At 48.5% G+C, this 13,448-nt stretch carries 11 protein-coding genes; 3 read left to right on the forward strand and 8 right to left on the reverse strand.

Features of this window, described 5'->3' with window-relative positions:
* Positions 1-318: 318 nt before the first annotated feature.
* Positions 319-1,518, forward strand: coding sequence for an enolase C-terminal domain-like protein (locus ETV65_RS13745; protein WP_129953385.1), 1,200 nt, complete (start codon positions 319-321; stop codon positions 1,516-1,518).
* Positions 1,519-1,523: 5 nt separating this feature from the next.
* On the opposite strand, the gene ETV65_RS13750 is transcribed toward ETV65_RS13745, so the two are convergent.
* Positions 1,524-2,234: a GntR family transcriptional regulator gene (locus ETV65_RS13750; RefSeq protein WP_129953386.1), complete on the reverse strand. Its 711-nt coding sequence runs from the start codon at positions 2,232-2,234 to the stop codon at positions 1,524-1,526.
* 251 nt (positions 2,235-2,485) lie between these two features.
* On the opposite strand from ETV65_RS13750, the gene ETV65_RS13755 reads away from it, so the two are divergent.
* Both ETV65_RS13755 and ETV65_RS13760 read left to right on the forward strand, forming a co-directional pair.
* The gene (locus tag ETV65_RS13755) at positions 2,486-2,737 is read left to right on the forward strand and encodes a helix-turn-helix domain-containing protein (RefSeq protein WP_129953732.1); all 252 of its coding nucleotides are present in this window, start codon (positions 2,486-2,488) and stop codon (positions 2,735-2,737) included.
* Between the two features lie 3 nt (positions 2,738-2,740).
* Positions 2,741-4,036, forward strand: a complete 1,296-nt coding sequence (locus tag ETV65_RS13760) for a type II toxin-antitoxin system HipA family toxin (RefSeq protein WP_129953387.1) — start codon at positions 2,741-2,743, stop codon at positions 4,034-4,036.
* Positions 4,037-4,137: 101 nt separating this feature from the next.
* Here ETV65_RS13760 and ETV65_RS25185 read toward each other — a convergent pair whose 3' ends face one another.
* From ETV65_RS25185 to ETV65_RS13795, 7 genes are all read right to left on the reverse strand, one after another.
* Entirely contained in the window at positions 4,138-4,908 is a 771-nt protein-coding gene (locus ETV65_RS25185) for a hypothetical protein (RefSeq protein ID WP_240782844.1), read from the reverse strand.
* Between the two features lie 37 nt (positions 4,909-4,945).
* Complete coding sequence (locus tag ETV65_RS25190) at positions 4,946-5,716, reverse strand: hypothetical protein (RefSeq protein ID WP_240782845.1); 771 nt, start codon at positions 5,714-5,716, stop codon at positions 4,946-4,948.
* Between the two features lie 40 nt (positions 5,717-5,756).
* Entirely contained in the window at positions 5,757-6,527 is a 771-nt protein-coding gene (locus ETV65_RS25195; RefSeq protein WP_240782846.1) for a hypothetical protein, read from the reverse strand.
* Positions 6,528-6,567: 40 nt separating this feature from the next.
* Positions 6,568-7,338: a hypothetical protein gene (locus ETV65_RS13780; RefSeq protein ID WP_129953388.1), complete on the reverse strand. Its 771-nt coding sequence runs from the start codon at positions 7,336-7,338 to the stop codon at positions 6,568-6,570.
* Positions 7,322-9,415 carry a lipase family protein gene (locus tag ETV65_RS13785; protein WP_129953389.1) on the reverse strand — a complete coding sequence of 698 codons (2,094 nt, stop codon included), beginning with the start codon at positions 9,413-9,415 and terminating at the stop codon, positions 7,322-7,324. Before ETV65_RS13785 ends, ETV65_RS13780 begins: the two co-directional genes overlap by 17 nt.
* A 194-nt stretch (positions 9,416-9,609) precedes the next feature.
* Positions 9,610-12,087: a membrane-bound PQQ-dependent dehydrogenase, glucose/quinate/shikimate family gene (locus tag ETV65_RS13790; protein ID WP_129953390.1), complete on the reverse strand. Its 2,478-nt coding sequence runs from the start codon at positions 12,085-12,087 to the stop codon at positions 9,610-9,612.
* Between the two features lie 376 nt (positions 12,088-12,463).
* Positions 12,464-13,351, reverse strand: a complete 888-nt coding sequence (locus ETV65_RS13795; protein ID WP_129953391.1) for a LysR family transcriptional regulator — start codon at positions 13,349-13,351, stop codon at positions 12,464-12,466.
* Between the last annotated feature and the right edge of the window lie 97 nt (positions 13,352-13,448).

A 13,448-nucleotide genomic window follows, 5' to 3' on the forward strand; every position in this document is an offset into this window, starting at 1 on the left:
TTCTGTATTCACCCTGAACCCCGCGACGAAAAATTCATTATTCATTGTCAGATGGAAGGGGAGTGTAATGACGGCCTTTTTATAAAACAAACCAATAAAACAGGATCTTCATCACAAAACTTCACGCAGATGGGGCTTGTCCGTACATAATGAATGAATTGGTCCGTTTTCTATCGATATTCAGGTGTGCTTTTAAACCAAAATAAAAGCCTGAATTTAAGGTTTACAAGCAGGATAAAAATACGTTGAAATAACGGTAATACAAATATCACCGCCGATTTTTTAATTAAAAATAACGGCTTTTATGAAGGATTAATCATGCAGCCTGTGCTGATGACGAATATCGAATGTCAGATAACGCGCCCCGATCGTCATAATTTAGTGGTGGTCCGTATTGAAACGGATCGTGGCGTTTTCGGCCTTGGCTGCGCGACATTCCAGCAGCGCCCGCTGGCGGTCAAACTGATGGTGGATGAGTATCTCAAACCGTTGCTGATAGGGCGTGATGCGAATCATATCGAAGATTTATGGCAGATGATGATGGTGAACGCGTACTGGCGTAACGGGCCGGTGATCAATAACGCTATTGCGGGTATTGATATGGCACTGTGGGATATCAAAGGTAAGCTGGCAAATATGCCGCTTTACCACTTGTTTGGCGGCAAGTCTAAAGATGCCGTAACGGCGTACAGCCATGCGACCGGTGAAACGCTGGAAGAATTATACGGCGAAGTGGATCGTTTACTGGCTGAAGGCTATCGTCACATCCGCTGTCAGTTGGGTTTTTACGGTGGCAATGCGCGTGAACTCCACAGTACCCGCGAACCGACAGCAGGCGCTTATTACGATCAGGATCAGTACATTGATAACACACTGACGATGTTTAAAGCGTTGCGTGAAAAATACGGTAATCAGTTCCATATCTTGCATGACGTTCACGAAAGGCTGTTCCCGCAACAGGCAGTGCAGTTCGCCAAAGCGGTGGAACAATACCGGCCTTACTTTATCGAAGATATTCTGCCACCGGATCAGAACGAATGGCTGGCGCAGATCCGCAGCCAGACAGCTGTGCCGCTGGCGACCGGCGAGTTATTCAATAATCCGGCGGAATGGAAGGATCTGATCATTAACCGCCGGATCGACTTTATCCGCTGCCACGTTTCTCAAATCGGGGGGATCACACCGGCGCTGAAACTGGCGCATTTCTGCCAGAGCTTTGGCGTGCGGCTGGCGTGGCATTGTCCGCCGGATATGACACCGGTTGGCGCAGCGGTGAATACGCATCTCAATATTCATCTGCATAATGCGGCGATCCAGGAGTTTGTTGCCTATCCCGCCAACACACAACAGGTGTTTCCGGGCGCACAGGCACCGGTGAAGGGGTATTTCTATCCGGGAGAAGGGGCGGGGATCGGCGTGGGCTTTAACCCGCAGGCGGCGGCAGAGTTTCCGGTGGTATATCGTCCGCATGAATGGACGCAAAGCCGCCTGCCGGACGGCGTGATCCACACGCCCTGACACGCTTACTTCTGGCGGAAAGCCAAATTGTCCTGATTAAACGGGATAACGTAGGTGCAGGAATAATCGATGTCGATAATGTCGCTGAATGCGTAAACCTTGCCGCCCTGCAAAATGCCTCTGTTGGTAATGTGCATGGCGGCCATGCCTTTTTTACATCCCAGAATATATGCCTGTTCTTTACTCACCGTCACCGCCTGATAGCGGGTGAGGGAATGTGAAATCACATAGCCTTTGCTAAGAACATATTGCTGAATGGAATGCTCAATAGTCTTCTGATTCAGATCGCCAAATTCTCTGGCGGGCATGCGGGAATATTCAATCTGTACGTTGCGCTGACTGACGCGCCGCAAGCGGGTGAACGCCCAGATAAAATCATCGGTATTCAGATCGAATACCTGTTGTTCTTCTTTATCCGGACGCCGCTTATGCAGGTCCAGCATTTTAAAGCTGATTTCGGTGAATTTCTTTTCAGTGATCGAGTTGTATACCAGCGGATTACTGCTCACGCCGGGGTTAATGTAAATTCCTGAGCCCTGCACAATGTGTACCGCCCCGATACTTACCAGTTTTTCTAATGCCTTACGCACCGTAAAGCGCGACACCCCATATTCTTCCGCCAGCTGGCGCTCGGGCGGTAACTTGTCCGGTAACGAACCACTGTTCTGATAAATCTTGCTCAATAAATCCTGAGCGATAAATTCACTTTTTTTCATGGAGCTTTATCTGTGCGGAAAACAGGTATTTGAGCATGAGGTGGCCCCGGGGGGCAAATTACAGCTTATAAGGTGTATTTATTTTTAACAGTTTACAGGCTGTATTTTACTTTTACAGATACCTCATCTCTTGGGTAAGCGCTCCAGTTTATCCTCCCTGAAGGATATTTTAGATTCATCTGCTACAGCGGATAAAAATTGATTTATCCCTTATGGCGGATATAATGAAAAAATCCGCTTGGGAGGATAAAATGAACATTACCTCAACAAAAATGCTGGCAAATGCACTGCGTAATGAGCGTAAAAAGCGCAAACTCAGCCAGAGTAAAACGGCTGAGACAATCGGCCTGAAGCAGTCAACGGTTTCAGAGTTTGAAAATTATCCGGATGGTACCCGTCTGGAGACTCTGTTCAAGTTATTGGCGGCGCTGGATTTAGAGCTACAGATCACGCCAAGGGATATCAATCCCCAGGAAAAGAGTTCCTGGGATCAGGAGTGGTAATACATGGATAAGTTAACGCTCGCATTAAATGGCATTACTGTCGGTACGCTGGAAAAAGGCGGCAGTGGTGAAATGTCATTTATTTATCATCAAAGCTGGCTCACTCGCCCCGGAGCCCGTGCCATCTCGTTATCATTACCTCTTCAGGCAGATAAATTCCGTGGCGCGGTGGTATACAACTTTTTCGACAATCTTCTGCCCGATAACGAACAAATACGCAGCCGTATTCAGGCGCGTTTCCAGATCCCGACTAAACAACCTTTCGATTTGCTGTCGCGAATAGGCGGTGATTGCGTCGGTGCGATCCAGCTCTATCCTGAAGGTGCTCCGGTTACGCCTGTCACTGAAATTCATGCCCAACCGCTTGGCGAAAAGGATATCGAGCAGCTTTTGCAGGGATATAAGGATGCCCCCTTGGGCATGGAGGCTGACATTGAAGATTTTCGCATTTCTCTGGCCGGTGCGCAGGAGAAAACGGCACTGCTCTGGTATCGCGACCAGTGGCATCGCCCGCAGGGAAGTACGCCCACCAGCCATATTCTTAAACTCCCCATCGGTTACATTGCCAACAATGGCATCGATTTAAGTGAGAGTGTGGAGAATGAATGGCTGTGTCTGAAAATAGCGGAGCAATTCGGATTTCCGGTCGCACAGTGCGACATTGCCTGCTTCGGTACGCAAAAAGTCCTGGTTGTCGAACGTTTCGATCGTCGCTGGTCGAAGGATGGCTCCTGGCTGATGAGGCTGCCACAGGAGGATTTTTGTCAGGCGTTAGGCGTCGCCCCGGCATTGAAATATGAGGCTGACGGCGGCCCCGGGATTGCGCGCTCAATGAAGCTCTTGTTAGGTTCTCAACGCGCAGGAGGGGATCGGGACATGTTTTTTAAGAGCCAGATCCTCTTCTGGATGCTGGCTGCTATCGACGGTCATGCTAAGAATTTCAGTGTTTATATCGAGCCGGGTAGCGCATACCGTATGACACCGTTTTATGACGTGATGTCAGCATTTCCTCTGATGCATCCAACAGGTATTCCGGCGAAGAAAGCCAAAATGGCGATGGCGGTACTCGGCAATAACCGGCATTTTCACTGGGACAGGATCCTGCCCCGTCATTTTGTCTCAACGGCGCAACGGGTCAGTTACTCGCGAGAAAACGTGTCGAATATGATGATGGAAATGAAGGATAAAACTGAACAAGTGATTACAGAAGTGGAATCCATGTTGCCCGCTGATTTTCCAGCAAAAATCAGTCATGCAATTTTTGACGGTCTTCGGCGTCAGGCTGCGCGATTGCCTTAATCCCCTAACAAAAAAGCCCGCCGGTCTGTGCGGGCCCGGCGGTTTTATTTTGTAAATTCAATTAGTTCCTCCCTGAATATGTAAAATGAAACACTCACTTTTTATTTCATCGATAGCAGTTTTTTGTAATTAGGATAAATATACGGAATTTTTTCGGTACTCCCATCAGGATAAATCGCCGAAAAATCCCTATCCTCTGTTTGGTCAGGCGGAATGAGTGTAACAACTTTAGTTAAATGAACATTTGGTTCAATAAATATTTTCTGCGTATCATGGAGCTTATATCGCCTTCTCCATTTTTCATATCCTGTTTCACCGCCAAAAAACTCCAGGCTAATATCATTCTCATCCAGATGAGTTACCAGCGGAAAAAAATCCGTTTTTATATGAAGATCACCCCTGGATTCCTTCGCTTTACCGGTACCGTAGCCATCGCTAAATCCATAATCATCAAAATCAAAGATATAATTAGTAGCGAAAACCTCTTTTCCCTTTACCAGGGGATTGCCATCAGCGATCTTAAAACTGACTTTAATGGAATTAAGCTGCCACTGGCATTTTCCGCCGCCATCAATGGCGATATGGGTCCGCCAGATATTGCTGCTTCCTTGCTGACCGAATGGCTTCTCGAAATCGTTATAACCGGGAATATTATGAGGCTCATTGCTCGAGTTATAGCGCACTGTTTTGCATTTATCTGAACGGTACAGAACTTCCATTGGTAAAAGCACGGTATCTGCCGGAAGCGTGAAGACCACGTCTACCCACTTTGCATTCTGAGGTGGAGGCAGAATGCGGTCGGGAGTGTTATCACAGCCATAAAGCAGCACGATAAAGGGTAAAAACGCATAATTCTTATTTAGAAAATTCAAGTTCTTCCTCCCTGAAGATAACTTAGTAATGACTTCGTTATTTCATGGATAACAGTTTTTCGTAATCGGGTTTTATCTTGCGTACATGCTCAATGCTTCCATTGGGATAAGTGATCATCATCCCGATTCCACGCTCTTCATCACCCTGTAGTAATACTTCTTTCTGAGAGTGTAATATCGGTTCAATGACTATTTTCTGAGTATCTTGAAGTTTGTAACGTCGGCTCCATCTGTCATAATTCGTATCACCACCAAACATCTCAATAGATGTTTGATTGAACATTTGATTTATAATAACCATAGGAAAAAAATCTGTTTTCAATTCAAGATTGCCACTGGCCATGATTGCCCTACCGGTACCATACCCATCGCTAAATCCATAATCATCAAAATCGAAGATATAATTGGTCGCAAACCCCTTTTTCCCCTGCACCAGAGGATTATTATCAGCGATCTTAAAACTGACTTTAATGGAATTAAGCTGCCACAAGCATGGCCCGCCGCCATCAATGGCAATCCGCTGCTGCCTGATATCGCTGTTTGTAATCGGGCTAAATGCCTGCATGAAACCGTTATATCCGCGAATTTCATAGGCTTCATTACTCGAGTTATAGCTTTTAGTCTTGCACCGTTCTGAACGATAAAGCATTTGCAATGGCAACAGTGTAATGCCCTCAGGAACCCGGACGGCTATGGTCACGCGCCGTGCATTTTCCGGCGGTGACAGCGTCTGATCTGTTTTGCCATAGCATGCGGAAAGCAAAAATACTGTCGGCAGCAACAGGCCTTTTTTATTTAGAGAATTCAATTACTTCCTCCCTGAATATGTAAAATGAAACATTTACTTTCTATTTCATCGATAGCAGTTTTTCGTAATCGGGTTCCATAGGTTGTGTTTTTTCAACGCTTCCATCGGGATAGGTTAACGTAATCATTCCAGGTGGTGGATTTGGACTCTCAAGAATTATAATTTTATTCATATGTATAATAGGTTCGATAAGTATTTTCTCAGTATCCTGGAGTTTGTAACGCCGGCTCCATTTTTCGTAATCGGTATCTCCACCAAAGAATCTCAATGAGGTTTTCTCGAACATGTGATTTATAAAAATCCTCGGAAAGAAATCCGTTTTTATATGAAGATCACCCCTGGATTCCTTCGCTTTACCGGTACCATAACCATCGCTAAATCCATAATCATCAAAATCGAAGATATAATTAGTAGCGAAAACCTCTTTTCCCTTTACCAGGGGATTGCCATCAGCGATCTTAAAACTGACTTTAATGGAATTAAGCTGCCACTGGCATTTTCCGCCGCCATCAATGGCAATCCGCTGCTGCCTGATATCGCTGTTTGCAATCGGGCTAAATGCCTGCATGAAACCGTTATATCCGCGAATTTCATAGGCTTCATTACTCGAGTTATAGCTTTTAGTCTTGCACCGTTCTGAACGATAAAGCATTTGCAATGGCAACAGTGTAATGCCCTCAGGAACCCGGACGGCTATGGTCACGCGCCGTGCATTTTCCGGCGGTGACAGCGTCTGATCTGTTTTGCCATAGCATGCGGAAAGCAAAAATACTGTCGGCAGCAACAGGCCTTTTTTATTTAGAGAATTCAATTACTTCCTCCCTGAATATGTAAAATGAAACATTTACTTTCTATTTCATCGATAGCAGTTTTTCGTAATCGGGTTCCATAGGTTGTGTTTTTTCAACGCTTCCATCGGGATAGGTTAACGTAATCATTCCAGGTGGTGGATTTGGACTCTCAAGAATTATAATTTTATTCATATGTATAATAGGTTCGATAAGTATTTTCTCAGTATCCTGGAGTTTGTAACGCCGGCTCCATTTTTCGTAATCGGTATCTCCACCAAAGAATCTCAATGAGGTTTTCTCGAACATGTGATTTATAAAAATCCTCGGAAAGAAATCCGTTTTTATATGAAGATCACCCCTGGATTCCTTCGCTTTACCGGTACCATAACCATCGCTAAATCCATAATCATCAAAATCGAAGATATAATTAGTAGCGAAAACCTCTTTTCCCTTTACCAGGGGATTGCCATCAGCGATCTTAAAACTGACTTTAATGGAATTAAGCTGCCACAAGCATGGCCCGCCGCCATCAATGGCGATATGTGTCCGCCAGATATTGCTGGTTCCTTGCTGACCGAATGGCTTCTCGAAATCGTTATAACCGGGAATATCATGAGGCTCATTACTCGAGTTATAACGCACTGTTTTACACTTATCTGAACGGTAAAGAACTTCCATTGGTAAAAGCACGGTATCTGCCGGAAGCGTGAAGACCACGTCGACCCACTTTGCGTTCTGAGGTGGAGACAGAGTGCGGTCGGGAGTGTTATCACAGCCATAAAGCAGCACGATAAAGAGTAAAAGCGCATAATTCTTATTTAGAGAATTCAACTTCTTCCTCCGTAACTGCAGCAAAACGGATCAGGGCATTTTTGCCCACCTCTTCTGACCGGGTGCGGGTTAGCGCCACCGGCAACATATCCTGAAGCGCTATAAATTCCCGGTTTCGCTGGATTTCATCCTGGTTGGCACTGCCTTTGGCCGTTGCTTCAATCTCCTGCCTGAACTCAGCCCGCTTCTCCTTCCGGTTCATCTCAAGATCGGGATTTGCCAGCTCAAGCACCTGATTATGGATATAAGGCAGGTAACGGTGTGCCATAGAATGGCTGGAAGGGTTGCTGAAAAGCCCGTCCAGTTCGGGATTAGTATTTCTGGGGAAGGTTTTTCTTAGGTTAACAGTATCCAGACACCCGATAAACTTCGCCTGGTGCTCGCCCGTTGCATTAAGGCATTCTTCATTCAGTGATGGCACCAGAAAGAGTTTAACCGACTGCTTAATACAGGTGTTCACCACGCCGGGTACCGGATTATCGCTGCCTCCGCCGCCTATCCACGGCACATTCTGATGACGGGATTGCATCACGCACTGCTGAGCCTGGAAAAATATCACCGTATTGCCGTGATGCCAGTAAGGATCTTTTTTATCGGAAATTCCTGTGGACTGAAAAGCCAGGTCGCGAACAGCCACTCCCAACCCGGCTACCGTTGTTAACGACCAGTCAAAGCCGAGTTTGTCGCCCAGTGGTCCCCATTTCTCATAGAAGATATTGTCTACATCGGCATCGGGAGGAATTTGGGTGACTGAGTCATTATCATTGATGTGGCGGTAATGCGTCACTGAATTCAGGCTTAGAACCGCCGAACGGGTGAAGGTGCGCGGCATACCGTAAGTGTAAAGCATCGGATGGCTGTTCTTCATCTCGGCAGCATAGGTTAAGGCCAGCGCACCGCCCAGACTGTGACCACAGACAAATAGCATTTTCTTTCCGTTCGTCAGGGATTCACTCACAATATCCAATTTGTCTTTAAACTTCTGTTTTGCCAACATGTAAGCCTCCAGAAAACCGCCGTGAATATTACCCACGCCACCAAGCTCGGGAAGACATTTTTTGGGTGCAAAGGAGATATCTGTCAAAGCGTTAAGCAGGCTGTCAGTACCGCACCATGCAACGATAATGTGAGTATCACACTCAACTGTAAATAGCCTGGTGTCACCCTCTGGATTTACCCCCTCACCCGTATTCAGATACACAGGTGCAAGATAACGTTCCCGGAAGGGTACATCCACGGCCAGTGTGTGGTAATAAGACGGGAACTCGGCAAATTGCGGGATTGCAGACAGATCCTGACATTTATTCCGGAAGAAATAATCGATGGTATTGTTTTTCGCTTCAGCCGAATAGGCGAGGTCAGCCATAATGCCGAGATTAAGGCTGTTGGCAAGATCATATGCGGGGGTGTCATGCAGTGCCAGCACCCACGCCCGGAACGGGCAGATTTCAATGACGTGCCGCTGCTTCAGCGCCTGACACGCAATCTCTGTGCCTTTCAGCGAACGCCCTTGCTGAAAATGAAACTCCGGTGGCTCCGTCTCCTCCCAGCCTTCAATGTGAGGCAACTGATCGCAAAGTTCTCCGATGGTCACGTAATGATGGGTATATCCTGCGGCCTCGGCTTTTTCCTGTACGTCAGATCGCCAGCTTTTATCTCGCGTTTCCCGACGAAAGGCATTTTTGCTCACCGGCTGGCTGTTCGGATTACGCCGAAGCCCCAGCGGGCGCTGCTCCATTTCGTCGGCCAGTTGTTGCGCGTCTGCTTTTACGTCGACCGTTATCCAGTACAGATCGTCGAATCTGACCAGTCCCTGACTGTCGGTGACGCTGGCAGGGGGATTGGGTGGTGGCGTGGGATCGTAGTGGTAATTGCTATATTTTTTCCACATCGCGACGTCTTGCGCGGATGCCAGCGGATGGTATTCCAGTGTGACCTTCAGCCCGGCAACGGGGAGATTATTCTCATCGACAAATTGCAATTCCAGCCAGTATCTGGGGGTTTCACCACGGCAGTAAACAACCTTACCTTTGGGTGCAACACTGGTGATAACGCTGTTGTCTCCGATGATTTCCATGCCAATTCCTTTTGGTTAATAAGGGTAATGGTTGCATCATACTCGTCACTCTCCTTAACCCAAATTTTTTGTTTAGTATGTTTTAACATTGCTATCGTGGCGACAGAGGCATCAATAAGAATATCAGTGGGTTGCGTTGAATAAAAAAAGCCCGCCGGTCTGCACCAGCGGGCTTTGTCATGGACTGCGAAATCTTACTTCTCGTCAGGCAGTGCGTAGGCGATCACGTAGTCGCCGCGTTCTGCGGACTGACGTGCGCCACCGGCGCTGATGATGATGTACTGTTTACCGGTTTTCGGTGAAACGTAGGTCATCGGGCCGGACTGGCTGCCGACCGGCAGACGGGATTTCCAGATCTCTTTACCGTTTGCGGTATCAAACGCGCGCAGATAGAAATCCTGCGTACCGGCGAAGAACAGCAGGCCGGATTGCGTTGACAGGCTCGCGCCCAGTGTTGGCATACCGACTTCCATTGGCATACGCATTTTGATGCCCAGCGGGCCGGTGTCTTTTACGGTACCGACCGGCACCTGCCAGACGATTTTGCCGGTTTTCAGGTTCACCGCAGACATCGTACCGAACGGTGGTTTCTGGCAAGGAATGCCCAGCGGTGACAGGAAACGCTCGCGGACTGCGCCGTAAGGCGTACCGTCCATCGGCACCATCCCCATCTCGATGCCGCTCGCGCCGGTCGGAACCTGTGCACGCGGAACCATGTAGTTCGCCAGACCCAGACGCATATCATTCACAAACATGATGGCATTGTTCGGGTCAACCGAAACGCTGCCCCAGTTCATGCCGCCCAGAGAACCCGGGAATTGCAGGGAACGATCCAGACCCGGAGGTGTATAAACGCCTTCGTGACGCATACCTTTAAACTCGATACGGCACAGCAACTGATCCATCGGCGTTGCACCCCACATATCAGATTCTTTCAGTGTCTGATTGCCAATATTTGGCATACCAACAGAGAAAGGCTGCGTTTTGGCGTAGCGTTCGCCCGGGACGTTACCCTGCGGCACTTCACGGTTTTCCACTTTCGCAACCGGCTGACCGGTTTCGCGATTCAGCATGAAGATCATGCCTTGTTTGGAGGTCTGCACCAGCACCGGCGTGCTGCCACCTTTACCGTCCGGCAGGTCATACAGCAGCGGCTGCGACGGCAGATCGAAGTCCCACAGATCATGATGAGTGGTCTGGAAGGTCCAGCGGACTTTACCGGTGGCCACGTCTACCGCGACGACGGAGGAACTGTATTTGTCATCCTGCTCAGTACGCGTGCCGCCGAAGAAGTCTGGCGTCGCGTTGCCGGTTGGCATGTAAATCAGACCCAGTTTGGGATCGTATGACATCGCCGACCAGACGTTTGGCGTACCCCGGGTATAAGTCTGACCCGCCGGTGGCAGTTTGGTAATGTTCGGATTACCCGGATCCCAGGCCCATACCAGTGCGCCGGTATGTACGTCGAAAGCACGGACCACGCCCGGAGGTTCGCCGGTGGAGAAATTATCCGCGACGCGACCGCCGACAACCACCACATTACCCGCGACCAGCGGGGTAGAAGTTTGCTGGTAGTAGCCCGGTTTGACTTCACCCATGCCGACTTTCAGGTCAACCACACCGTTGTCACCGAAATCAGCACAGGGTTTGCCGTTATCGGCGTTAATGGCAATCAGACGCGCATCAATGGTTGGCAGGAACAGACGACGCTCGCAGGTTCCGCTGACAGTGCCACCGGTCGCCGCTGGCGCTTGCGGCGCATTCGTAGCAGGCGTAGCCGCTTCAGAAGCCGCAACCGGACTTGCCGGTTCAGCCGCAGGAACCGCAGCGGGTTGGGCTGCCGGGGCTTGTGGCGCCGCGCTGTTTTCAAAATAACCCAGGCCACGACAACGCTGCCAGTTAGGCGCGGTGGAGTTGGAATCGTAGGACCAGAGCTTTTTACCGTCATCAACAGACAAGGCGATCACTTTGCTGTAGGCCGTACAGACAAACAGTTTGTCGCCGATTTGCAACGGGGTGTTCTGGTCTTCAGCGCCGGAGCCATTGCTCTGTGGGATATCACCGGTATGAGCAATCCATGCAACCTGAAGTTTATCCACGTTGGTTTTGTTAATCTGATCCAGGGCTGCGAAACGGTCACCCGCAGTCGTGTTACCCCAGCTTTCCCAGTTCTTTTGCTCTGCACCTTTTTCTACCGGTTTCACCGGCACCTGATCGTCGGCGGTACTGATGATAGGTGTTGGCACAAAGGTATTAGCGAAAGCGGCAATCAGCGCGACAGCCAAAACCGCCGCCACTGAAAAGGCTGGCGCTTTACGCGTCACCAGACCCGTGCGTGCTTTAAGCAGCGGATAGATCAGCGCGACCAGAAATGCCAGAACGCCAAACGTGAACAGACGGGAGAACAATGGCCAGAATGTGAAACCTGCGTCCCGGACAGCCCAGATAACAGAAAGCACAAAGGCCAGGGCGTAAAGCCATGCGCCCGATGGCTTACCTTTGAAAATCAAAACGGCGGAAACGATGAGCGCCAGACCCATCAGCAGAAAGTAAATACTTCCTCCCAATGTGGCCAGATACGCGCCACCGATACCGAGTATCAGACCGATGACGAGCATCAGCGCACTCAGCAGCCAGAGGAGCCAGGTCCACTTGCTATTTGTTGTTGGCATGATTTATCTCACTGCATAGTTGTAGATAACTGTTGATAGAAAACAGGTAACACTTAATGACCACTCGTTATTAAATGAACCAAATAGAACAATTTCGCGCAAATAATAATACTTCTCATCGAGGTTGTGAATGTGTAACGAAGAGTTTGAAATTAGGTAAAATTTTATTGAAAGGATGATTATTTATGCGAATGGGTTTTGTAATTGATTTTAAAGAATAAAATAAAAACACTTATTCATTATTTTGATTGATAAGTGATTTTATATGCATTATTCATCTAGTTGGCCGCACACATTATCAGCGAATTGCTTATCGCTATGGGGGGATACCACTTTGGACTGACGGGTATGATTTTAGCGAACCTGTCGGGTCGTTTTACAAATAGCCCTCGATTAAGGTCTTCATTTCCTGAGTGATGTGTTCCACCAGGCGACTTTTTGGGATCTGCGGCGGGAAAACGGCGAGATAGGCAATACTGATATCGGGCGTAAACGGTTTGAGAACGATATCGCTTTTGTGGCTGCGTGCGGTGATGAAATCGACCACACCTATGCCCAGGTTATTCCCCGCCATCACACAACAATTGTTCAGCGACGTTTCAATCGGGTTATTCATATATAAATCGAGGCGGCTCATCACCTGATCCAGCTGTTCACGCAGCGGCGTTTTTCGCCCCGGGATAATAGGGCGGTAACGCGTCAGGTCCATCGCGGTGACCACGTCCTGTTGGGCCAGCGGATGACGCGGCGACATCACGGCGACCGCATTCGCCCGTGCCAGCATCTCTGCTTCCAGTCCTTTCACGTCAGGCTTACCAAAAATGAACCCGACGTCGTACTGATTACTGGTCACCACATCAGTGATGTGCGTAGTACTTTCGATATCCAGAAACAGCGAGATGTCGTCAATACTCTCAATCAGTGGCGGCAGAATGTGTTCGGCGCAAAGCGCAGAAAGCGCCGCAACCGTACCGATGCGTAAAACACTGCCTTTTGAATGACGGATTTCATCAGCAATACGTGAAATATGTTCAAGCCCGAGGTACAAACGCTCGACTTCACGATACAACTTGATGGCATCGTCCCGTGGGATCAAGCCGCGTCCGTCCCGGTCAAACAGCTTCAGATCAACCGCATATTCGAAGTCGCGGATCAGGCGGCTCACCGCTGGCTGGGTGATGTTCATCATATTTGCGGCAGCGGTAATGCCGCCGGTAAGGATCACCTTGTGAAAAGCTTCAACCTGTCTGGGATTAATTTTCATAATACATCCTCAAGATCCATAACATTTGTTTATGGATGTAACACAAAATACAATTTTCAATTCAGAAGTCCACCCCCTAGACTCGGATTTAGGATCT

This window comes from Rahnella sp. RFA10(1/100) (genome assembly GCF_004195115.1).
In the GTDB taxonomy this organism is placed as follows: Bacteria; Pseudomonadota; Gammaproteobacteria; order Enterobacterales; family Enterobacteriaceae; genus Rahnella; species Rahnella perminowiae.

Bases quoted from the DNA above. Each gene is read 5' to 3' on its own strand.
- ETV65_RS13745 (WP_129953385.1), top strand. From the start codon at position 319: ATGCAGCCTGTGCTGATGACGAATATCGAATGTCAGATAACGCGCCCC.
- ETV65_RS13750 (WP_129953386.1), bottom strand. From the start codon at position 2,234: ATGAAAAAAAGTGAATTTATCGCTCAGGATTTATTGAGCAAGATTTAT.
- ETV65_RS13755 (WP_129953732.1), top strand. From the start codon at position 2,486: ATGAACATTACCTCAACAAAAATGCTGGCAAATGCACTGCGTAATGAG.
- ETV65_RS13760 (WP_129953387.1), top strand. From the start codon at position 2,741: ATGGATAAGTTAACGCTCGCATTAAATGGCATTACTGTCGGTACGCTG.
- ETV65_RS13785 (WP_129953389.1), bottom strand. From the start codon at position 9,415: ATGGAAATCATCGGAGACAACAGCGTTATCACCAGTGTTGCACCCAAA.
- ETV65_RS13790 (WP_129953390.1), bottom strand. From the start codon at position 12,087: ATGCCAACAACAAATAGCAAGTGGACCTGGCTCCTCTGGCTGCTGAGT.
- ETV65_RS13795 (WP_129953391.1), bottom strand. From the start codon at position 13,351: ATGAAAATTAATCCCAGACAGGTTGAAGCTTTTCACAAGGTGATCCTT.